Source organism: Trichococcus sp. (assembly GCF_049684335.1).
Lineage (GTDB): Bacteria > Bacillota > Bacilli > Lactobacillales > Aerococcaceae > Trichococcus.
On the sequence record NZ_JBAVFV010000053.1, the window covers coordinates 30,464 to 52,039 of the forward strand.

General features: G+C 48.0%; 20 protein-coding genes and 1 riboswitch. Of the genes, 17 read left to right on the forward strand and 3 right to left on the reverse strand.

The window, feature by feature from the left end; translation table 11 throughout:
- The first annotated feature begins 43 nt into the window (after positions 1-43).
- The 4 genes from WBM30_RS09680 to WBM30_RS09695 all read left to right on the forward strand — a co-directional run bounded on the left by WBM30_RS09680 (position 44) and on the right by WBM30_RS09695 (position 5,934).
- On the forward strand, positions 44-1,255 hold the full coding sequence (locus tag WBM30_RS09680; protein WP_424900523.1) for a pyridoxal-phosphate-dependent aminotransferase family protein: 1,212 nt from the start codon (positions 44-46) through the stop codon (positions 1,253-1,255).
- 261 nt (positions 1,256-1,516) lie between these two features.
- Positions 1,517-2,974, forward strand: a complete 1,458-nt coding sequence (allW, locus tag WBM30_RS09685) for an allantoin permease (RefSeq protein ID WP_424900550.1) — start codon at positions 1,517-1,519, stop codon at positions 2,972-2,974.
- Positions 2,975-3,038: 64 nt separating this feature from the next.
- On the forward strand, positions 3,039-4,409 hold the full coding sequence (allB, locus tag WBM30_RS09690; protein ID WP_424900524.1) for an allantoinase AllB: 1,371 nt from the start codon (positions 3,039-3,041) through the stop codon (positions 4,407-4,409).
- A 265-nt stretch (positions 4,410-4,674) separates the two neighbouring features.
- Positions 4,675-5,934, forward strand: a complete 1,260-nt coding sequence (locus WBM30_RS09695) for an MFS transporter (RefSeq protein WP_424900525.1) — start codon at positions 4,675-4,677, stop codon at positions 5,932-5,934.
- 165 nt (positions 5,935-6,099) lie between these two features.
- On the opposite strand, the gene WBM30_RS09700 is transcribed toward WBM30_RS09695, so the two are convergent.
- Complete coding sequence (locus WBM30_RS09700; protein ID WP_424900526.1) at positions 6,100-6,513, reverse strand: cupin domain-containing protein; 414 nt, start codon at positions 6,511-6,513, stop codon at positions 6,100-6,102.
- Between the two features lie 530 nt (positions 6,514-7,043).
- Here WBM30_RS09700 and WBM30_RS09705 point away from each other — a divergent pair.
- The 7 genes from WBM30_RS09705 to WBM30_RS09735 all read left to right on the forward strand — a co-directional run bounded on the left by WBM30_RS09705 (position 7,044) and on the right by WBM30_RS09735 (position 14,046).
- Positions 7,044-8,423 carry an oxaloacetate decarboxylase subunit alpha gene (locus WBM30_RS09705; RefSeq protein ID WP_424900551.1) on the forward strand — a complete coding sequence of 460 codons (1,380 nt, stop codon included), beginning with the start codon at positions 7,044-7,046 and terminating at the stop codon, positions 8,421-8,423.
- 18 nt (positions 8,424-8,441) lie between these two features.
- Positions 8,442-8,738, forward strand: coding sequence for an OadG family protein (locus WBM30_RS09710; RefSeq protein WP_424900527.1), 297 nt, complete (start codon positions 8,442-8,444; stop codon positions 8,736-8,738).
- A 34-nt stretch (positions 8,739-8,772) separates the two neighbouring features.
- Complete coding sequence (locus WBM30_RS09715) at positions 8,773-9,120, forward strand: biotin/lipoyl-containing protein (protein WP_424900528.1); 348 nt, start codon at positions 8,773-8,775, stop codon at positions 9,118-9,120.
- Between the two features lie 16 nt (positions 9,121-9,136).
- Complete coding sequence (locus tag WBM30_RS09720; protein WP_424900529.1) at positions 9,137-10,267, forward strand: sodium ion-translocating decarboxylase subunit beta; 1,131 nt, start codon at positions 9,137-9,139, stop codon at positions 10,265-10,267.
- 151 nt (positions 10,268-10,418) lie between these two features.
- On the forward strand, positions 10,419-11,933 hold the full coding sequence (locus WBM30_RS09725; RefSeq protein ID WP_424900530.1) for a multicopper oxidase family protein: 1,515 nt from the start codon (positions 10,419-10,421) through the stop codon (positions 11,931-11,933).
- Positions 11,934-11,965: 32 nt separating this feature from the next.
- Entirely contained in the window at positions 11,966-12,649 is a 684-nt protein-coding gene (locus WBM30_RS09730) for a response regulator transcription factor (RefSeq protein ID WP_424900531.1), read from the forward strand.
- Positions 12,646-14,046 (forward strand): sensor histidine kinase, encoded by a 1,401-nt coding sequence (locus tag WBM30_RS09735; RefSeq protein ID WP_424900532.1) that lies wholly within the window; start codon positions 12,646-12,648, stop codon positions 14,044-14,046. Before WBM30_RS09730 ends, WBM30_RS09735 begins: the two co-directional genes overlap by 4 nt.
- 95 nt (positions 14,047-14,141) lie before the next feature.
- Here the strand turns inward: WBM30_RS09735 and WBM30_RS09740 are convergent, their stop codons facing one another.
- Together WBM30_RS09740 and WBM30_RS09745 are read right to left on the reverse strand one after the other, a co-directional pair.
- Entirely contained in the window at positions 14,142-14,336 is a 195-nt protein-coding gene (locus WBM30_RS09740; RefSeq protein WP_424900533.1) for an SHOCT domain-containing protein, read from the reverse strand.
- Positions 14,337-14,478: 142 nt separating this feature from the next.
- Positions 14,479-16,698, reverse strand: coding sequence for a copper-translocating P-type ATPase (locus WBM30_RS09745; protein WP_424900534.1), 2,220 nt, complete (start codon positions 16,696-16,698; stop codon positions 14,479-14,481).
- Positions 16,699-16,882: 184 nt separating this feature from the next.
- Here WBM30_RS09745 and WBM30_RS09750 point away from each other — a divergent pair, with 184 nt between their 5' ends.
- The 6 genes from WBM30_RS09750 (at position 16,883) to WBM30_RS09775 (ending at position 21,542) form a co-directional block, all read left to right on the forward strand.
- Positions 16,883-16,978 (forward strand): family 1 glycosylhydrolase, encoded by a 96-nt coding sequence (locus tag WBM30_RS09750; RefSeq protein ID WP_424900535.1) that lies wholly within the window; start codon positions 16,883-16,885, stop codon positions 16,976-16,978.
- Between the two features lie 115 nt (positions 16,979-17,093).
- Positions 17,094-17,250: riboswitch (adenosylcobalamin (AdoCbl) riboswitch) on the forward strand.
- An 89-nt stretch (positions 17,251-17,339) separates the two neighbouring features.
- Entirely contained in the window at positions 17,340-17,762 is a 423-nt protein-coding gene (locus tag WBM30_RS09755; RefSeq protein WP_424900536.1) for a DUF4430 domain-containing protein, read from the forward strand.
- The gene (locus tag WBM30_RS09760) at positions 17,741-18,280 is read left to right on the forward strand and encodes an ECF transporter S component (protein ID WP_424900537.1); all 540 of its coding nucleotides are present in this window, start codon (positions 17,741-17,743) and stop codon (positions 18,278-18,280) included. The genes WBM30_RS09755 and WBM30_RS09760 overlap by 22 nt, the downstream gene beginning before the upstream one ends.
- Positions 18,281-18,560: 280 nt before the next feature.
- Positions 18,561-19,448 (forward strand): hypothetical protein, encoded by an 888-nt coding sequence (locus WBM30_RS09765; protein WP_424900538.1) that lies wholly within the window; start codon positions 18,561-18,563, stop codon positions 19,446-19,448.
- 274 nt (positions 19,449-19,722) lie between these two features.
- Positions 19,723-20,448, forward strand: a complete 726-nt coding sequence (locus WBM30_RS09770) for an ABC transporter ATP-binding protein (RefSeq protein WP_424900552.1) — start codon at positions 19,723-19,725, stop codon at positions 20,446-20,448.
- Entirely contained in the window at positions 20,445-21,542 is a 1,098-nt protein-coding gene (locus WBM30_RS09775) for an ABC transporter permease (RefSeq protein WP_424900539.1), read from the forward strand. The genes WBM30_RS09770 and WBM30_RS09775 overlap by 4 nt, the downstream gene beginning before the upstream one ends.
- The last annotated feature ends 34 nt before the right edge of the window (positions 21,543-21,576 follow it).

A 21,576-nucleotide genomic window follows, 5' to 3' on the forward strand; every position in this document is an offset into this window, starting at 1 on the left:
GTAAGTAAATTATCAGACCAATACTCAATCTGGAGGAATAGTAATGTTCAAAGAAATCATCATACCTATACGCACCATCATGACACCCGGTCCTGTAGAAGCTCATCCGAATGTACTTCGTGTGATGAGCACGCCTATTTTGGGACAGTTCGATCCAGCCTTTTTATCCATCATGGATGAAGTGAAAGAAATGATCAAAATTCCGTTCGGAACAAAAAACGAGCAAGCTTTTGCAATCGACGGCACATCGCGTTCAGGGCTGGAAGCTGCGCTTATCGGGCTGATTGAACCCGGTGATAAAGTACTGATCCCTGCGTACGGGCGCTTCGCGTACTTATTGGGTGAAATTTGTGAACGCGCGAAAGCGCAAGTGACTTACTTGGAAAAAGAATGGGACAGTGTCTTCGAACAAGATGTGATCATCGCGGAAATAAAAAGGGTCAATCCTAAAATAGTCGCACTCGTACATGGAGAAACAGCGAACGGCCAGATGCAGCCGTTGGAAAAAATTGGCAAATTCTGCCAAGAGAACGACGTTTTTTTTGTGGTCGATACAGTCGCCACTTATGGTGGAGCACCTGTAAAGGTGGATGAATGGGGGATTGATGTCGCTATCGCAGGTACCCAGAAATGCGTAAGCGTGCCATCGGGATTGTCATTGATCACCTATAACGATCGCGTTGAACAGGTGTTGACAGCGCGTTATCAGAAAGAGCTTGGCCTGAGCAAGGATTTCCGTAATGAGCGCCACATCAGCAGCAATTATCTGGACTTAAGCCAACTGCAACGCTACTGGAACAAAGAACGCATCAACCATCACACCGAAGCAACCAGTATGATTTATGCACTGCACGAAGGGTTACGGATGATGATCCAGGAAGGTATCGAGAACGGCTATGAGCGCCACAGCCAAAACGACCGAGCCATTCAGGCTGGTATAGAAGCGATGGGCTTGGCCATTTTCGGTAACCGCACAACGAAAATGCCGACTGTTACGCCTATTCTGATTCCTGAAGGTGTCGACGGCGATGCGGTACGCAACACATTGCTCCATGACTTCGGTGTCGAAATTGCTTCTTCATTTGGTCCGTTGCAAGGGAAAGTCTGGAGAATCGGCAATATGGGATTCAGCAGCCGGAAAGAAAATGTATTGCACGTCCTGGCTGCATTCGAAGCAGCACTCCTGTTCCATGGGGCAGACATCAACCGCGGGGAAGCCGTCTTAGCTGCACTGCGTGAGTATAACCAAAAATAGATAGGGATAAATGTTATATGGAAGGAACGCTCAGGGAAATAATGCCACCTAGGGCGTTCCTTGCATTATTTTAGGGATTTTGAAAGGTTAGTAGACTCCATAATAAATGTTGTCCGTTGTGCACAAGCACAAAAATCACTTTGTACATCTCTTCTGATGTAAACGTTTTAGAGCCCATGTACAATAAGCTTATCAGTAATTGATAGCGATTACAAAGATTGGGAGGGTTATTACATGCAAGCAAGCAATGAAGAAGTGAAAATGCACGAAACGGATCTGTTTGTCAGTGATGCACAAGTCGAAGATTTAAAGAAACGCGGTTACAATGAAGACGTCGTACCGAAAACGGCAGAAAAAAGGAATATGAACGTAAAGAACTATTTCACCTTATGGATGGGATCGGTTCATAATATTCCGAACTATACGGCTGTAGGGGGATTCTTATTCCTGGGTCTGTCGCCGATCAATGTTATGTTAGCTCTTATCATCAGTTCTTTGGCAGTCAGTGCCTTTATGGTTTACAACGGCAGAGCGGGATCAAAATATGGGATACCGTTTGCGATGCACTTGCGTTCGACCTATGGGGATTTAGGAGCCAAACTTCCTGGATTCTTGAGAGGTGGAGTAGCTGCCATCGCTTGGTTCGGACTTCAAAATTATGCAGGATCGTTGGCACTGCTGATTTTGATAAGCAAATTCTGGCCGGGCTTTTTGACTATCGGCGGAGATTTCAATTTCTTCGGAATTGATCTGCCTGGCTTGATCACCTTTACTATCTTCTGGGCAATCAACGTACTGATCGGCCTTGGTGGTGGAGGGGTACTGAACAAATTCACAGCCATCCTGAATCCGTTGATCTACATCGTGTTCGGCGGCATGGCAATCTGGGCAATCAAGGTAGGTGGCGGCATGGGCAACATCTTGGCCTATACACCTTCCGGTGACAGTGTCCAAGGCTATGCACCAATACTGGCCTATTTCATCATCATCAATTCCGTCATGTCGGTTTGGGCCGCTCCAGGGGCAAGCGTATCCGACTTTACGCAAAACGCCACTTCAACACGTGAACAGACGATCGGACAAATTGCCAGCCTTGTGGTTGCTTACGTGATTTTCGCCTTTTCCAGTGTCGCCATTTTGATTGGTGGATCCATCCACTTCGGGGTACAGGAATGGAATGTATTGAACATCGTGAACAAGTGGGACAGTGTCCCTGCTGCGGCCTTGGCTGTAGTTGTATTCCTGATGACTACCGTCTCCACAAATGCAACCGGTAACATCATTCCGGCCGCTTATCAATTGTCGGCTTTGTTCCCTAAGACTGTTGACTACAAGAAGGGCGTACTGATCGCTTCCGTCATCAGTTATGTCATCATGCCATGGAAATTGATGGAAAATGCTGCAAGTATTTTCGCTTTCCTGAACATCATTGGTGCAGTTTTGGGTCCAGTAGCGGGTGTCATGTTGGCGCATTATTATTTCGTCAAGAAACAAAAAATCGATATAGACGCTCTATACATGGATTTCAGTAAAGATAATTCGGAAAATCCGTATAAGGGCATAAACATAGAAGCCTACATCGCCACAATCGCAGCATTGTTGATTTCCGTGAGCGGACAGGTCATCCCTGCCCTGCAGATGGTATCAAATCTGTCTTGGTTGATTGGAGCAGCATTGGCCTTCGTTATTTACCTAATGCTGAAGCGGGGCAAAAAATAGTTTTATCTGACACTTGGCTTCAAAAAAATTTACATAAAATCATTTATTATTAGGAGGAAGAAAAATGAATTACGATTTACTGATCAAAAATGGTTTGGTTATCCTGGATAATGGTGAAATTGAAACTGATGTAGCCATCAAAGATGGTAAAATAGCAGCTATCGGCAGCGGCTTGGGTGAAGCAACTGAAGTCATCGATGCAAAAGGTCTTGTTGTCAGTCCTGGTATGGTGGATGCTCACGTGCATATCACAGATCCAGGCGGTAGCTACCGTGATGAGTGGGAAGGCTATCTGACAGGGACAAAAGCTTGTGCCAAAGGCGGCGTAACATCCTTCATGGAAATGCCGTTGAACCAAGTCCCAGCGACAGTGGATGCCAAAACATTGCAAATCAAAGTGGATGCTGGCCAAAACAAACTGACAGCGGACGTAGCTTCTTTCGGCGGATTGGTTCCTTTCAACATCGAAGGCGGAATCCAAGAGTTGGATGAAGGCGGAGTTGCAGCTTATAAATGCTTCATGGCTACATGTGGCGATCGTTCGATCGAGGGCGACTTCATGAATGCGGACGATTACACGCTATATGAAGGAATGAGACAGATTGCCAAAACCGGTAAAGTGTTGGCGATCCACGCTGAAAATGCTACTATCACAGATAAATTGGGCGAAATCGCCTATAAAAATGGCGAAACAACGCTGGCAGCTTATGTAGCAACCCGCCCAGTATTCACTGAAGTAGAACCGATCAGACGTGCTATCCTGTTCGCTAAAGAAACAGGCTGCCGCATCCACATTTGTCACGTAGCTTGCCCAGAAGGCGTTGAAGAAGTAACCAGAGCCCGCAATGAAGGCGTTGATGTGACTTGTGAAACGTGCACACACTACCTGTACTTCGATACTTCCGAGTTGGATGCAATCGGACCAGTTGTTAAGTGTTCCCCTCCAATCCGTGATAAAGAAAACCAAAACGGCATGTGGGAAAAATTGTTGGCAGGCGAAATCGCCTTCGTTACTTCAGATCATTCACCATGTACGCCTGATTTGAAAGACAAAGAGAATGCCTTTGAGGCTTGGGGTGGGATTCCAGGCGTTCAGAACAACGTCGATGTGTTGTTTGATGAAGGCGTTCAAAAACGTGGCATGTCCTTAAGACTATTTGCCGACATCATCGCTGCAAATCCGGCAGAACGCTACAACTTGAGTTCAAAAGGCAACATTGCGATCGGTAAAGATGCTGACATCGTTCTGATCAAACCGAATGCACCTTATACATTAACAGCAGAAGATTTAGAGTATAAGAACAAAATCAGCCCATACATCGGACGCGAAATCGGAGCGCAAGTAGCAAGAACGATTCTGCGCGGTGAAACGGTCTACAGTCTGGAAGATGGCGTTTCGGATACTCGTTCGGGAGAATTCGTCTTCGTCAAATAATATAACAAATAAGGAGGATCCAGTTTTGTACCTGGATTCTTTTTTTGTGTTGTCAAGGAGTGCCTGACGCGCCATCCACTTGGTCAATCTAAACAAAATAGCGCACATTATTGTATGGAATGTACAGGGTTAGTCCGGCCGTAAATGATTATAATGGAAACAGTCAGAGATGAAATGGAAGGGCTTACGGTTATGTTTGGGGGAGTATCTTGGAAGTCGTGCCCATAATCAAGAGATGTAATAATAAGTGATGGAGGAGAATCATATGAGTGAGACTCAAGCGACAAAAGAAGTAGAAGTAGTACCAGAAAAAAAAGTGGATTACTGGAAACAAATCATTTATGTTATGACGGCCGGTTGGATAGCAATCTGGGTCTATCGCACAGCCTTGGCGCCTATTTATCCTGAAATCAGCGCTTATTTTGGAGGTGCAACGGATTCCCAACTCGGATCCATCTCCAGTTTTTATTTTCTGGGTTACGTTTTGATGCAGATCCCTTCCGGTCTATTGGTGGATAGATTCGGTAAGAAGACCATCCTGATCCCAGGGTTCCTGCTGTTCGGAATGGGAACCATGGTAGTGGGCATGGCGGATACCTTATTGGTCGTGTACATCGGAAGTGTATTGGCGGGAGTCGGGTGCGGTACCTATTATGGTGTGGCCTATTCCTTGACAGCAGAACATGTACCAAGTTCAAGGAAAAGTTTGGCTACCGCCATCGTGAACAGCGGTACGGCTGTAGGCAGCGGAATCGGTATGATCTCCTCCAGTTACTTCGTCGCACAATTAGGATTGCCGTGGCAATACATGCTGTTCTTCACGTTCTTCCTGATCATCACGATGATTTTCATCTTCTGGAAATTCATCAAGGGAAATAAAGAAAGTGAAGCAATCATTTCGCAAACAAAAATGATCACGGAAACTCCACAAGAAAAAACGTCGTTGAAAGCTTTGATGCGTCCTCAGATGTTGGGAGCGTACTGTCTTTACTTTGCGACCTGCTATGCTTATTACCTTACGGATACATGGCTGCCTAACTTCTTGTCGACTGAAAGAGGTTTTGAGGGAGCAACGATCGGACTGGCATCATCCATGGTGTTTTTCGCGGCTATCCCGGGTGCCTTGTTCTTCAGTCGGATCGCGGATAAATTCAGTCATAAAAAAATCAGTTTGATCATCTTTTTGGAAATAGTCGCAGCCATCATGCTTTTCTTGGCAGTTCAGGCACCGAATCAACTTTTATTGATGGTCGGACTGATCTCCTATGGTTTTTTCGGTAAACTGGCGGTTGAGCCTATCATCATTTCGTGGTTAGGCGAGCATGCACCTAAACGAGGCATCGCTACGACGCTTGGGTTCTTTAATTTCTTTGGGATGAGTTCTTCGGTAATCGTTCCATCCCTTACCGGTGCCATCTCCGATGCGACCGGTTCAAAGGTCTATGCCTTCTACTTGTCCGTCATCATCATCCTTGTAGGGACAGCAATCTTCTACTTCGTGAACGGAAGGACAAAGAAAACCTAAAATAATAAAAGAAAGGTCTGTGGTATGAGCGAGCTTGCTCAATAACACAGACCTTTTTTTGCATATATTTGAACTTGGCGGGAGAATTTCAGTGTACGGATGTTCCGGATAGTTGTCCAAATTTAAGGGCAGCCTCAATTCGAGGCTGCCCCTGTTCAAGCATTTTTATTCATGGGAAATGAAATCCATCGGCATCGGACCTGCGACACCAACAAAAACAAACCGTTCATTACCGGTGTTGACCATACCATGTTGTTGTCCCCGCTCAGAGAAAATGATGTCACCCTTTGTGATTTCCACAGCTTCTCCAAATCCTGGGTAAAAAGTACCCGCTCCTTCCATGCAAATCCAGATGTCATCAGAAGTAGAGTGCGAATGATTCACAACTTTTTGACCGGGTTCCAAGCACCAGACAGCCCCTGCCATGAAATCTGTTTCATAAAAGATAGTCTTTTTTCCGGCATCGGAATCGAATTGAACGATCTCATCCAGTTTGAACAACCGCTCCTTGATCTTTGATTGATTTAATTGTTCTACCTCAATCGCTTCTGCTTCAGAAATGCTTCCTTTTGTTTCCATATTAACCGCTCCTTGTCTGTAAGGTATATTGGGATAACCGATTCAATCCCACTGTGTTCAGATAATCACAAATGAAATATGACCTTAGTATAACAAGGGGATAAAGCGCTAACAATGCAGTGTTTTCATAAAAAATAAAATAACTTAGTCATTATGCACAAAGGAATCCGATATAGATTGTGGATTATTAATAAGGTGTGCGAGGATTCGGCGAATGTGGACAAAAATAGTCATTTTTACGGTTGTTCAAGCTGGATTGACGCATTGTTATTTCTAATAATTAATATCTACAGATTGAAATATTGGTCAATTTAGTGTAAGCTAACCTTATGGAAAACGCTTACAAATCGTGGAGATTCAGAAATCTCTGATAATTGAGGAGGATTTCAAAAGATTTGGATTGATAAAAAAATCACGAAAAACATTTTGCAACGTCGGTACCAAAGAAAAGAATGGATGTGATCGGATTGGAAAAGGGAAAGAAAGTGCTTTTTACTGAGACCGTTCTGCGTGATGCGCATCAAAGCTTGATGGCGACACGCATGTCTACGGACGACATGCTTCCTATTGTAGAGAAAATGGATGAAGCCGGGTATTACGCGCTCGAGTGCTGGGGCGGGGCAACCTATGATGCGGCTATCCGTTTCCTGCATGAGGATCCGTGGGAAAGACTGCGGCAAATCCGTAAGCGCGCCCCGCATGCGAAGCTGCAGATGCTGCTTCGGGGACAGAACCTAATCGGGTACCGCCATTATGCGGATGATATCGTGGATCGGTTCGTCGGCAAAGCTGTCGAAAATGGAATCGATATTTTTCGGATTTTTGATGCCTTAAATGATACGAGAAACTTGAAAGCATCACTGGAAGCTGTCAAAAAATATGGCGCCCACGCACAACTGACGATCTGTTACACCATCAGTGATGTCCACACCATCCCGTTTTACACCGAATTGGCCAAGGAATTGATCGAAATGGGAGCGGACTCGATCTGCATCAAAGACATGGCGGGTATATTGACGCCGAAAGTGGCCAAAGAGCTTATCCCGGCCATCAAAGCTGTGATCGATGTGCCATTGAACATCCATACGCATGCCACCAGCGGCGTTTCGCAGATGACCTATATGGCCGCCATCGAAGCGGGTGCGGACATCATCGATTGTGCTATTTCCCCTTTTGCGGAAGGAACGAGTCAACCGCCTACCGAATCGATGGCGCTTGTGTTGGAGGAACTAGGATACAGCACGGGGTTAGACATCGCCAAATTGGAAGAAATCGCGGATTATTTCAAACCGATCCGCGATAAGTACATCGCTTCGGGCGTGCTCGATCCGAAAATGCTGTCGGTCGATCCCAAAGCACTCATCTATCAAGTTCCGGGAGGGATGTTGTCGAATTTGAATTCGCAACTCAAGCAGGCAAAAGCCAGTGATAAGTACGAGGCCGTGTTACGGGAAGTGCCCCGTGTCAGAGCGGACTTAGGCTTTCCGCCGTTGGTCACTCCAATGAGCCAAATGGTCGGGACGCAGGCTGTTTTCAATGTCCTGACGGGGGAACGCTACAAGATGGTCCCGAATGAAGTGAAGGACTACCTGCACGGGAAATACGGAAAGACACCGGTGCCGGTGGATGACGCGTTCAGACGCAGCATCATCGGGGATGATGCCGTTATCACGGATCGCCCGGCGGATCATCTGGAGCCGGAGTTCGCAAGATTAAAGGCGGAGTTGGGTGACTTGGCGCGCACTGACGAAGACGTGTTGACTTATGCATTGTTCCCTCAGGTCGGAAAAGCTTATCTGCAAGAAGTCTACTATCCAACCATCCCTGAGGAAAAAGCCGACAAAAAGGCACAATCTTCAGACGAAACGCCGGAAGCAGTGATTCGGATCCAAGCCCGATATCGCAGTTAAAAGGAAGAGGTGAAAGAAATGGAAACATTCAATTTAGGAGATGGTCTGATTGTCACCGTTGTTGCGATGATTGTTGTTTTTGCCGTATTGTCTTGCCTTTGGTTCTTGGTTGAACTGGTCCATAAGCTTGTTGGGGGACCTGCACAGGAAGTTCCAGTACTGGGGCACCGAGAAAAAAATTTGCAGCCTGTTCAGCAAAATCCAGGGGTAGATGAGCAACGAGCCAAAGCTGCGGCGATAATGGCATTGGTCGCCGCCTATGAGGCACATCCGTCCAAGAAGTTTGAAATCATCGATGTAACGCGTATCAAGTGAATGCCATCTGCTGATCTTAAAGGGAGGTCTTTTTATGAAAAAGTATGAAATCGAAATTGACGGACAAGTTTACCATGTCAAAGTGAAAGAGTTGCCGGATGACGCGGTCATGACGGAGCAACCTAAGGCGGACAGCGCCAGAAGCACTGCGGATGCTGCGCCCCAAACAGAAGGAAAAACAATGTTGGCTCCTATGGCGGGCACCATCTTGCGCATCCTCGTCAAAGAGGGGCAACGGGTCAAAAAAGGGGAAAACCTTATCGTCCTCGAAGCCATGAAGATGGAGAATGAAATCGTTGCGGATGAGGATGGCATCATCCGAAGTATTTTGGTGAAAGCCAATGAAATTGTCGAATCCGACCAACCGTTGTTGATTCTCTAGAAGGGAAGGGATTCTTATGGTACAAGCTTTGACAGATCTGATCCGGATGTCCGGATTGGCTAATGTTACGTATAAAGAAATCATTATGATCATCATTGCCTGCATTTTCCTTTATTTAGCCATCAAGAAAGGGTATGAGCCCTATTTGTTGCTCCCGATTGCGTTCGGCATCCTGTTGGTCAATCTTCCGTTGGCCGGATTGATGACGCCGCCTACCGAAAGCGAACCGGGAGGACTGATTTATTACCTCTACCAAGGGACTAATTTGGGCATCTATCCGCCGTTGATCTTCCTCTGTCTGGGGGCAGCGACCGATTTTGGGCCGCTCATCGCCAATCCGAAGACGCTTTTGCTGGGCGGGGCAGCGCAGTTCGGCATATTTGCGGCATTCTTTGGGGCCTTGGCTTTGGGGATGACGCCCCAGGAAGCAGCATCCGTCGGCATCATCGGTGGGGCGGACGGACCGACTGCCATCTATTTGACGACAAAATTAGCCAACCATCTCTTATCGGTTATCGCTCTGGCGGCTTATTCCTATATGGCCTTGGTTCCCCTTATCCAGCCGCCGATCATGCGCCTGTTGACGACCGAAAAAGAGCGGCAGACGGTCATGAAGCAGATGCGTGTCGTGTCCAAAAACGAGCGCATCCTGTTCCCAATAGTCACCACGATCTTCGTCAGCTTGGTCGTCCCATCGGCCACTGCGCTTGTGGGGATGCTGATGCTGGGTAATCTGATCCGGGAAAGCGGTCAGGTTCCGAAACTGACGGAAACGCTGCAGAACGCCATGATGTACACTATCACCGTCATCCTGGGCGTAACCGTCGGAGCCAAGGCGAATGGCGAGCTCTTCCTTTCACTGATCACGATAAAAATCATCATATTGGGGCTGTTCGCCTTTGCGGTAGGGACTGCAGCCGGTGTACTGATGGGAAAACTGATGTACAAACTGACGAACGGAAAAGTGAACCCTTTGATCGGTGCCGCCGGTGTATCGGCCGTTCCGATGGCTGCGCGGGTCGTGCAGAAGGAAGGCATCAAATACAACCCTTCCAACTATTTGCTGATGCATGCGATGGGCCCGAATGTGGCAGGCGTCATCGGATCAGCTGTCGCGGCCGGTGTCTTGCTGGCTTTCTTCGGCTGAATAGGAATTACGAATTATCTCCTTCTGATTTTATGTCAGAGGGAGATTTTTTGATGTTTCAAGGCTATCCGGTTGCAAATCCATCTGTTCTACACATGGAGGATGTATAATGAAGGCAACAAAAGAGTCAGAAAGGGAAGGATGGATTAATATGAGTAGAAGAACCTCGTTGATTGTAGCTTTGGTTGCTGCGCTGGCGTTGTTGCTGTTTGTATCAGCCAATCTTTTTTCGACGTTTTTCAACAGCGGGGAGAGCCGGACGACAGTGACAACGGCAGATCCGAATTCGAGTAACTCGGGTAATTTTAACGGGATGGGGCAAATGATGGGTGGAGACCAGTCTGTCGTACTGGATGAGAGCGGGCAGAAAATGACCGCACTGCGGTTGCCGGAACTGTTGGAGCCGGATTCCGAATCCGATAGCGAAATCAGTTATACGGTCACAGCGCAAGCTGGGAAGACAGCCTTCTTGAAAGGAAAAGCGACGCAGACAATTGGATACAACGGTTCCTATCTTGGACCGGTTTTGGTCGTGCATGAAGGCCAAGAGGTACATATCAAGACCGAAAATCAGTTGTCCGAAGCCACTTCTTTCCATTGGCACGGCGTGAAGTTGCCTTCTGATATGGATGGCGGGCCGCAACATCCGGTGGGACCGAATGAAACGATGCAAGTGGATTTCACGGTAAAACAAGAGGCAGCGACTTTGTGGTTCCATCCGCATGCTTTGGGGACGACGGCTGAACAAGTGTATGCCGGTTTGGCCGGGTTGATTTTTGTCGAGGACGATAACTCCGAGCAGCTTGATTTGCCGAAGGACTATGGGGTGAATGACTTTCCGTTGATTATCCAGGACAGGACCTTCGATGCGAACAACCAATTCGATTATGAAGGGACTTACAATCCCGATGGCACCTACGGAGACACCTTGCTGGTGAACGGGACCATCAAGCCCTATGTGGATGTCAAAAATGAGCAGATTCGCCTGCGTTTGGTGAATGGCTCGAATGCTCGCAATTACACGTTTGGATTGGAAAATGCAGCCGTGTTCCATCAGATCGCCAGCGATGGCGGGTTCTTGGAGCAGCCGGTTGCGTTGACGTCTGTGACCTTGATGCCGGGTGAACGGGCAGAAATCATCGTCGACCTGAGCGAATACGCTAAGGGGGATACCTTGAAACTGATGGATGGGAACGTAACAGTCCTTTCTCTGAATGTCGCGGAAGAGACGGACGTACATACCGCGCTTCCGGAAATTTTGAACGAAATACCGGAACCAACGGTGGAAGGGGCGGCCGTCCAACAGTTCACGCTGAGCGGCATGTCCTTCATGGTCAACATCAATGGCAACCAGTTTGATATGGACCGGATTGATGTCGAACAGCGCCTGAATGAAACAGTTATCTGGGAAGTCCGTAATGCGCAGGATATGATGGGCAGCATGGTCCATCCTTTCCATATTCATGGCGTCCAATTCCAGGTGCTCTCGCGTGACGGAGCGGAACCGCCGCAGAATGAACAAGGATGGAAGGACACGGTCGCCGTTTATCCCGGCGAAACGGTCCGGCTGGCGGTGACTTTTTCTGAGAAGGGAGCCTTCATGTACCATTGCCACATTTTGGAGCATGAGGACAATGGCATGATGGCTCAGGTCAGTGTACAATAAAAATCAGGGAAATAAGATGGAGGTGGATGCCCATGAAGGTTTTGATCGTAGATGATGAACCAAATATCTTGGATATCGTGGAGGCCTATCTGGCTGCAAAAAAATATCAGGTATACCGTGCCGAAACTGGTGTGGAGGCATTGGAGAAATTTGCTGCGTTCCATCCCGATCTGATCGTTTTGGATTTGATGTTGCCGGATATGGCAGGTGGAGATATCTGTGCCAAAATCCGCGAAGAATCCAACGTGCCCATCATCATGCTGACGGCGAGGTCATCCGAAAAGGATATCTTGAGCGGCTTGCGGACCGGCGCGGATGATTATATGGTCAAACCATTCAGCCCCAAGGAACTGGTGGCGCGGGTCGAGGCTGTGCTGAGGCGCGCTGCCCCGGCTGATGCCGAGGAAAAATGGAGCTTCGATGGCGGCGAATTAGTCATTCATCCCAAAACAAAGCAAGTTTTCGCGCGCCAACAGGAAATCGCGTTGACGGCTACCGAATATGACCTGTTGATTTTGCTGGCCAAGAATCCGAGCCGGCTATTCACGAGGGAAGAATTGTTGGAGAGCGTAAAAGGGTTGGACTTTGAAGGTTTGGACAGGGTGATCGACACGCATATCAAAAACATCAGACAAAAGATAGAGCCGGAACCGAAGCAACCCATCTATATTCTGACTGTCCGGGGAAGCGGCTACCGGTTTGGTGGGAAACGATGAGGCGGACAATCAGTCGGCAGCTGATTTTTTCCTTTCTGCTCTTTTCGATCGTCATCATCGGGCTGTTCGGCTGGTTCAGCGTACGCTTATTGGACAGCCACTTCTCGGAATATGTCAGCGAACGGCGCACGCAAGAAATAACCGGTTTTGCGGATGAAATCGAAGCGGTCTATGCGCAAGTAGGCGGTTGGGACGAGGAGTCCGTAGCGGTCATCGGCAGACAGGCACTGCAGGCCGACATCATCCTGAAAGTCTATGATAGCCAAGGGAAACTGATTTGGACCCCCACTGCGATGGAGGAACAGGAGAACCGCCAAATGATGTCCAGCCATATGTCGCAGATGAACGAGATGATGGGCGGGACAGAGAGCGAATATACGGTGACCACTGTGGAGCTTAATGATGATGCCCGGACAATCGGAAGCCTGGCAATCGGAACGATGGGGACGTACTTCTACACGGAACATGATGTCTCATTCATGCGCGATATCCGCAACAATCTGCTGATTGTGGCGCTGCTGGCTTTCGCTTTATCGCTTTTCTTCGCGGTCTGGATCGCCAGAAAGTTGAGCGTGCCGGTCTTTGCGGTGAACCGCTTCACCGGTGAAATCGCCAAAGGCAACTATACGGAACAGCCGCCGAAGGAAACGAACATCGTCGAAATCGATGCGCTGATCCGTTCGGTGGACAGCCTTTCCCGTCAACTGGATAGCCAACAGGAAATCCGGAACCGCCTTTCTTCCGACATTGCGCATGAAATCCGGACCCCACTTACGACATTGAAGGGCAATCTGGAAGCGATGCTGGACGGCATCTGGGAGCCAAGTAGCGAGCGTTTGAAGATCTGTTATGACGAAGTGAACCGGATTTCCCGCCTGATCGGGAATATCGACAAAATCAACGAAATGGAAAGCAACCACGAAAAATTGGAATTCAGCCGTTTTGACCTGCAGGCTTTGAGCAAAAAAGTCGCGACGAATTTCACGGCTGCGGCCGCCAAAAAGAATATCATCTTGGCGGTAACCGGGGATCCGCTGATGATAACAGCGGATCAGGACAAAATCAGTCAAGTACTGACGAACCTTTTGGCCAATGCCATCAAGTTCACGCCGAAGCAAGGGAATATCCGTATCGAAATTCATCAAGAAGGGAACCGGGCAGTACTGAAAGTATCCGATGACGGCATCGGCATCGATCCGGAAGACCAGGAAAAAATTTTCGAACGCTTCTATATGACGGAGCCGTCGCGCAACAGCAAACCAGGTGGGCAAGGGCTTGGCTTGGCCATCGTCAAAAGCATCATCAGGAAGCACAACGGGACCGTGCGGGTTGTCAGCAATATCGGCAAGGGAGCTACGTTCACGGTTTCGATTCCGTTGGAGCAGGAGCGGATATGAATGGGGAATTTTTCCACATAAACCGACATATAAATAAGACAAAACGAGGGACAGCCACAAAATGTGACTGTCCCTCGTTTTGTATTCATGCTGGATTACAACAGTTTTTTCTTGCGATCGAACTCTTCCTCTGTGATGTTCCCTTTAGCCAGTTCCTTCTTCAGGATATCCAAAGCGGATTCTTCGGTTGAAACTTTACCTGATCTATCGTTTAAAAGCCTAGTTGCCAAGTAAATGACTAGTATGATCAGAGCAATCCAGAAAATCCCCATAAACATCATGCCGCCCATACCAAAACCTCCAAAATATTGTAGGCATCTGCCAAACATGCAAATTCCCCCATTTCTTTTCTTATGCAATCATTGTACAACGATAGTGTGTAGATTGGATGTAGTTTTTTTGTCAGTTGTGGTGATCATTTGAAATGCGTGCTCAATCTATATTGAGCAGACGGGCATTGACCGCGCAGATGATGGTGCTGATTGACATGACGGCTGCCCCGATGGCAGGTGTGATAAGGAAGCCTTGATTGGCCAATACGCCTGCAGCCAGCGGGATGGCGATCACGTTATAGCCGACAGCCCAAATCAGATTCTCGACCATCTTGCGGTAAGTGGCTTTCGAAAGGGCAATGATGGTCAATACGTCTTTCGGATTGCTGTCCACCAGGATGACGTCGGCTGTTTCGATTGCAACGTCCGTACCGGCCCCGATGGCGATGCCGAGGTCAGCCTCCGCCAAAGCGGGGGCATCATTGACTCCATCCCCAACCATCGCGACTTTTTTATTCCCGGACTTCAGCGCGGCGATGTGCTTCGATTTCTCGGCAGGCAGAACTTCCGCAAATACCTGAACCAGCCCCAACTGATCACCTACGTAATGTGCTGCGCGGCTGTTGTCGCCTGTAAGCATGAAGGATTCGATGCCTTGCTCCTTCAGGGCAGCTACGACTTCGTGCGATGACGAACGGATGATATCGGCGCTGGCAATCATTCCCTGCAGGATGCCTTCTTTCAGGACGAAGACAACGTTTTTACCTTGCTGGGCCAAGTTGGCGAATGTTTCTTTGTCGTATGCTATGCCACGCTCGTCCATAGTGCCGGGGCTGACGACAGCGACCTGCATGCCATTCACAGTGACCTGCAGACCTTGACCGGTAATGTTTTGATAAGCTGTTACAGGTAAAAGGGCAACAGATTCTTCCTCCCCTTTGCGGACAATCCCTTTTGCAATCGGGTGTTCAGATTGACTCTCGGCAGAATAGGCCAACGTAAGCAAACCCGTCTCGGAGACCCCGGCCGCGGGAAGGAGGTCGGTGACGCCGAAGTTGCCTTCCGTCAAGGTGCCGGTCTTATCGAATACGATCCGATCGACGTTGCGCGCCTCTTCGAACTGTGTCCGGTTGCGGATCAGCAAACCGTTTCTGGCTGCAAGCGAAGTGGATACTGCATTCACCAAAGGGACAGCCAACCCGAGTGCATGGGGACATGCGATGACAAGGACCGTCACCATCCGCTCCAAGGCGAAGGGCAGGTCGGCTGCGAAGATCCAATAAAGGAAAGTCAGGGCGCCGGCGATGACAGCGATATAGAATAGCCAGCCAGCCGCTTTGTCGGCCAAACCCTGCGACTTGGATTTCTGTTGCTGGGCTTCCTGAACCATGTTGATGACCTGAGCCAAATAGGTTTCATTCCCCACTTTTTCCACAGTCAGCTTCAGGACGCCGGACCCGTTGATGGAGCCACCGATAGCCTGCATGCCCGGTTGTTTTTCGACAGGCACAGATTCGCCTGTCAGCATCGATTCATCAACCGTTGATAGACCTTCGTAGATTTTACCGTCCAAAGGGATCTTTTCGCCTGGCTTGACGAGGATGCGCTCACCCGGAACGAGAGCTTCGATCGACACTTCTTCGACATTGCCGGCCGCATCCAACCGGTGGGCAACTTTGGGCATCAGTTTGATGAGTTCTTCCAGCGCTTTGGATGCCCCCATCTGGGATTTCATTTCGATCCAATGCCCGAGCAGCATAATCAGGATCAAGGTCGCCAATTCGAAATAAAAGTCCGAGCCTTCTATTAAGAAGGCGGTGAAGGTACTGTAGATATAGGCAGAAACGATCGCCAATGAGATCAGCATCATCATGCCGAGCGACCGGTTCTTCCATTCCTCCCAAGCGCCTTCCAGGAATGGTTTGCCGCCGTAGAAGAAAATGACGGTGGATAAGCCAAAGACGATAAAATTTGCTCCCGGAAATTCGAAATGGTAACCGAATAGCATCATGATCATGGGGGACAACAAGGTGACTGGAATTGTCAGCAGCAAGACAATCCAAAATCGTTTCCTGTATTCGGCCACCATCTGTTCATGATGGCCTGCATGAACAGCGGCGCCATGCCCGGCCGGAGCGTGCGCCAGGTGCTGTTCATGTTTTTCGTGACCTTGGGAAGCGGCCTGTATCGGTTCGTGTGCCTGTTTCCCGCCGTGGTGATCATGTTCTGCATGTTTTTCTGACTGGGGTTCGGCAACAACCGGCTGTGGTGGGGCCATATGATGACCCGAATGGTCGTGCCCGGCGTGCGGATCGATTGTCTTTGGGACCTCCGGAGTGTGGTCTGTGTGCGTATGCCCCGTATGTTTGTGTTCATCCATTTTGCCATTCCTCCTTTGTTTCAAAACGTCCAAACAATAAGGTCTATAAAAATGACTGCAGTTTCTCATGCTCATCATAGCAGAATTTGATGCTTGGATGGTAACAGTTTCATTTGTGCAGACGTTCAGGTGAAATTGAGGTTGTAAAACGTTATCATGAAAGGGATGAAGGACTTGGACAGAATTGAGATTTCCAGAAAACTTCCTATGGGGTGGCACAACAGCCGCCAATCAATACGAAGGATCTTATGATGCGGACGACGAAAGCTTGAAGGCGTAACAAAGAATCAAAGATTGACTTGACACACTTATCATCAATCGCAAGACCAGGATGCACTGAAAAGCGCAACGGGTCTTGTATTTTTTTCTCCTTTGAGTAAAATGGAAGGGATAGGAAAACCATTCAAAGACACTTGGAATTTGGAAGTTTGGTGAAAATCCAACGCGGTCCCGCCACTGTGATGACGTCCCGGAACGTCTAAGTCAGGTCTTCATTCCAAGCTGCTATTTTTTGCAAGCGTGCCGTTTCGAGGTAAAACGGTTCCGTTACTTGTCTATGCGATGGCGCATGGGCTTTTTTTTTGCATGATCCCGGCCGTTGGCGATGCATCCCCTGTCGAATACAGATTAGGAGTGGTAAAATGAAAAAATTGTTGTTGGCCTTATCGTTGAGTTTGGTATTATTCGGGTGCGCCCCGACGGAAGAAGCGGAAACAAGTTCCGTCCTGCATGAGTCGACTGTTGCGGTCAGTTCCGAAGCAGCGGAGACAGTCAGTGTAACAATCTCTTTGACGGATGGCGGTACGGTCATCGCAGGATCAGAAAAGACGCTTGAGGTCGAAGCGGGCATGAACTTGTTGGCTGTCATGAAAGAAAACTACACTATCGAAGAAGCAGACGGCTTCATCACAGCCATCGATGGGCAGGCACAAGCGGAAGAGACAGCCGAAACGAAAGCCAAATATTGGCTGTTTGATGTAAACGGCGAGCCTTCGATGGTCGGAGCCGCTGATGTGGCGCTCCAAGAAGGAGACGTAATCGTGTGGAACCTGACAGAAATGTAAAGAAGACTGTGGGCTTCGGGGTGAGGCGACTGGCACTGCTGTCGATCTTGACGGCGTTGTGCTATGTCGGGAGGATGATGTTCCAGTTCATCCCGAATGTCCAGCCGGTGACAGCCGTGCTGATCATCCTGACGCTGACATTGGGCATGACGGACGGCTTCATTGTGGCCATCCTGTCGATTGTTTTGACCAATTTCCTGCTGGGAATGGGGCCGTGGACGATTGCCCAGATCGCCAGTTTCGGCGTTCTGATCGTGGTCACGGGCCTGGTCATGAAGCCCTTTTACAAAAAGGTGCACAAAGCTTATTTTGTAGGTTTTTCCTTCCTTGGAGGGATACTCTATGGGTTCATCATTTCCTTGCTCACAGTGAAAATGATGGGTATCAACAGTTTCTGGGCATATTATGCTGCGGGGATTCCCTTTGATCTGCTTCATGGCCTGGGGAATGCCGGATTCTACCTGATTCTGGAACCGATCCTGGAGCCATTGTTGGTAGCGCAGCTGAAAAAAAGGTGAATAAAAGCCATATGGAACGCTCTTGTTGAAGAGCGCATTCCATATGGTTTATTTTTTTATAATGCAATTTTTCTTTGGATTTTTGCCCGAGAAAATCTATCACGTATTCCGGATAATCCATGGGCACGCGTATCATAAGCTGGCTATCAATGGAAATAGCTTGTGTGCTCCAGTATAATGGGTTGCGTAGGTACGATTCGCGGTCATGCTTAACGGTTTATTCGCTGAGAAAGAGGGTAAGGTTGATGATTTTATCTAAAATTTACGTGGCACTGTGGTTATGAGAAACATAAAAAATATAGTCCTCATTCTTTTTCCGGTACTTGCCAGTATTGGCTTTGCTGTGGGCGGTCTCCAAGGGCTCCTTGTGACGATACTGGTGTTGCTGTTTGCAATGGGTTCCTACTTGGCCTTTCTTATGTCCTCAAAAATGTCAGGATCTGAAGTTGATTACTTCAGCTTTACCAGGATGCGTTCGTTTTTGGAATCTTCGTGGGAAGGCCCTCAGCTCGCGGAACTCAGCGAAGCGATGCCCGCTGTTTCGACAAACGATTTTATCCGGGTGGATTATAGCTTATTTGCTGCTTTCCGTAGATACTTCGATCTCGGGTCGACTGATGTCCAAAAAGAAGACAGGCTGCTTGTCAACTATGGCACTGCAGTAGTTCATGTGGACGGTGCCATCCGAGGATTCACCTATAAGTTTGAACATGAAAAAAACGATGGCGATAAAAGCGGGATAGAGCGTTGCTATGCCGTGCATAAAGATTTTATCCAAGAAACACTCTTGCGCTATTACCTGGAAAAATATCGAAAGGCTTTCTTTCTTTTGCAAAGGGACGCCCTGTGGTCAAGCTATTTGAGACCGAAGAATGTGCTCGATTGGAAAAAAATATCCAAAGAAAACCGAGAACTGGCTGTCGGTCTTGCCGAACGTGCCGAAAGCTGGGCGAAGGAACAGTATCAAAATTATTTGAAGATGGGGGAACGAACCCGCTTGCCTTTTGATTTCGGAAGCCTGAATGCAGCGTTCAGACAAGAACTGTACGAATTCATCAAACGCTATCGGTTGATGATCGATAAAGATGAAGTCGAGAAAAAATTGGCAAAAGAAGTATCTCAAAGCAGAGTAGATTTAGAAAATTGTTTGCGTTATTTGACTTCATGAAGCATACCGGCAAAAATAAATAGGCAAGAAGCCCCGCAGATTCGAGAAGTGCATCTGCGGGGCTTTACTCGTTTCGGAGTCCGTTCGCTCAAATGAAACTAGTGTCCGGTACCGATGAGGACTATAATGTAAAAATACGGGGGCCTTTTCAATCGATAAGCATATTCGGGACTTATCGGACGGAACCATCCCATTCAGGCTTGGAATGAGGCAACAAGCATTTGACCTGATCTTTTCAAGCCAGCAAAAAAATCTGATTCGGGCAACGGGGGATATGCTTATGCATGTGATCGAGGTGCAACACGTTTCAAAAAAATTCAAGCAACAGAGCGTTTTGGAAGATATTCATTTTACAATCGAAGCTGGCGAAATCGTCGGAATCATCGGGCCTTCAGGTACAGGGAAGACAACCTTGATCAAGCTGATGCTGGGGATGGAGAGCTTGGATATTGGGCAAACGAAAATTTCCGATCATCTGATGCCCAATTTTTCTGTATTGAATAAAGTGGGATATATGGCCCAATCGGATGCCTTGTACGAAGAATTGACAGGCAAAGAGAACTTGACTTTTTTCGGTAAATTGTATGGTTTGAAGAAAGAGGCTCTTCAGCAAAGGCTGGATTATGTGGCGCAGGTGACGAATTTGACGAAAGATTTATCCAAACGCGTATCAAGCTATTCCGGGGGGATGAAGCGGCGTTTGTCTTTGGCGATAGCGTTGCTGCACAATCCAGATATTCTTATTTTGGATGAGCCGACTGTCGGAGTCGATCCGATTTTGCGGCAAGGCATCTGGCATGAACTGAATGACATCCGGGACCAAGGAAAAACGATTGTGGTCACAACCCACGCCATGGACGAAGCACTACGCTGCGACAAGCTGGTTCTGCTGAACCATGGCCGATTGATCGCTTTGGGGACCGCTGAAGAAATGACCAAGAAATTCAACGTGCATACCATTGAGGAAGTCTTTTTGGCGGCAGGAGGTGAGGAAGAATGATCGCATTTGCTATCGCCAAACGGATTTTCATCCAAATGTTCCGGGATAAGCGGACGCTGGCCTTGATGTGGTTCGCGCCTTTATTGCTGTTTACGTTGATGTATTTTTTACTTACTTCCTCGGGGACGGACACAACCTACAAAGTGGGAGTCTACAACCTGAATCCGGAAATAGTCAAAAATCTGGAAGATAATCACATCAACGCCACCGTTTTTTCGAGTGGAGAGCACGTGGAGGAAAGCATCAAAAATAATCAGTTGGTGGCTTTTATCATCCAAAATGATACCACCCATATTGAAATTACTTACGAAAACAGCGCACCTGCCAAGCGTGCAGTCGTCAGAGCAAAACTTCAAGGAGCCCTGATTAAACTGCAATTGGGTGCACTTACATCGCTTGGGCAGGAAGCGGTAATGGCAAACCCAAGCCTTGCTCAAGCTATTCCAAAACAGCCGACAATCAATGAGCAGTATCTTTACGGTGAAGCCGATTCAGATTATTTCACGATCATCAGCCCGGTATTACTAGGTTTTTTTGTTTTTTTCTTGGTTTTCTTGATTTCGGGAATGGCACTTTTGCGGGAACGGACAACCGGGACGCTGGATAAGGTATTGGCGGCGCCGGTCCGGAGGTGGGAAATCATTGCCGGCTATCTCATGGGGTACGGCTTTTTTGCATTTATCCAAACCTTGTTTCTGGTGGAGTTTGTTGTTCATGTTTTGCATGTTACAGTAGCCGGAAGCCTGGCGTTGGTGATGGTGATCACCTTCCTGTCGGCACTGTTGGCTTTATCTTTAGGGGTGTTATTATCGACTTTCGCTGCATCGGAATTCCAAATGGTGCAATTCATTCCAGTTGTGATCATTCCGCAAATTTTCTTTTCAGGAATCATCGAGGTGGACACCTTGGCGGAATGGCTACAATTTTTGGCTAAATTCATGCCGCTGTATTACATCGGGAATGCTCTGCAAAGTGTCATGATCAAAGGGGGCACGCTGGGGGACATCGGCAATGATTTGCTGGCTATTTTGCTGTTCATCAGTCTTCTTACAGTTTTTAATGTTTTGGGTTTGAAACGCTACCGCAAAATATAGGCCGGATTATTGAAGGTGCGGAAGTCACGATCAA

Bases quoted from the DNA above. Each gene is read 5' to 3' on its own strand.
- WBM30_RS09730 (WP_424900531.1), top strand. From the start codon at position 11,966: ATGAAGGTTTTGATCGTAGATGATGAACCAAATATCTTGGATATCGTG.
- WBM30_RS09755 (WP_424900536.1), top strand. From the start codon at position 17,340: ATGAAAAAATTGTTGTTGGCCTTATCGTTGAGTTTGGTATTATTCGGG.
- WBM30_RS09715 (WP_424900528.1), top strand. From the start codon at position 8,773: ATGAAAAAGTATGAAATCGAAATTGACGGACAAGTTTACCATGTCAAA.
- WBM30_RS09680 (WP_424900523.1), top strand. From the start codon at position 44: ATGTTCAAAGAAATCATCATACCTATACGCACCATCATGACACCCGGT.
- WBM30_RS09745 (WP_424900534.1), bottom strand. From the start codon at position 16,698: ATGGATGAACACAAACATACGGGGCATACGCACACAGACCACACTCCG.
- WBM30_RS09770 (WP_424900552.1), top strand. From the start codon at position 19,723: ATGCTTATGCATGTGATCGAGGTGCAACACGTTTCAAAAAAATTCAAG.
- WBM30_RS09765 (WP_424900538.1), top strand. From the start codon at position 18,561: ATGAGAAACATAAAAAATATAGTCCTCATTCTTTTTCCGGTACTTGCC.
- WBM30_RS09775 (WP_424900539.1), top strand. From the start codon at position 20,445: ATGATCGCATTTGCTATCGCCAAACGGATTTTCATCCAAATGTTCCGG.
- WBM30_RS09710 (WP_424900527.1), top strand. From the start codon at position 8,442: ATGGAAACATTCAATTTAGGAGATGGTCTGATTGTCACCGTTGTTGCG.
- WBM30_RS09695 (WP_424900525.1), top strand. From the start codon at position 4,675: ATGAGTGAGACTCAAGCGACAAAAGAAGTAGAAGTAGTACCAGAAAAA.
- allB (WP_424900524.1), top strand. From the start codon at position 3,039: ATGAATTACGATTTACTGATCAAAAATGGTTTGGTTATCCTGGATAAT.
- WBM30_RS09700 (WP_424900526.1), bottom strand. From the start codon at position 6,513: ATGGAAACAAAAGGAAGCATTTCTGAAGCAGAAGCGATTGAGGTAGAA.
- WBM30_RS09705 (WP_424900551.1), top strand. From the start codon at position 7,044: ATGGCGACACGCATGTCTACGGACGACATGCTTCCTATTGTAGAGAAA.
- WBM30_RS09740 (WP_424900533.1), bottom strand. From the start codon at position 14,336: ATGGGCGGCATGATGTTTATGGGGATTTTCTGGATTGCTCTGATCATA.
- WBM30_RS09735 (WP_424900532.1), top strand. From the start codon at position 12,646: ATGAGGCGGACAATCAGTCGGCAGCTGATTTTTTCCTTTCTGCTCTTT.
- WBM30_RS09725 (WP_424900530.1), top strand. From the start codon at position 10,419: ATGAGTAGAAGAACCTCGTTGATTGTAGCTTTGGTTGCTGCGCTGGCG.
- allW (WP_424900550.1), top strand. From the start codon at position 1,517: ATGCACGAAACGGATCTGTTTGTCAGTGATGCACAAGTCGAAGATTTA.
- WBM30_RS09720 (WP_424900529.1), top strand. From the start codon at position 9,137: ATGGTACAAGCTTTGACAGATCTGATCCGGATGTCCGGATTGGCTAAT.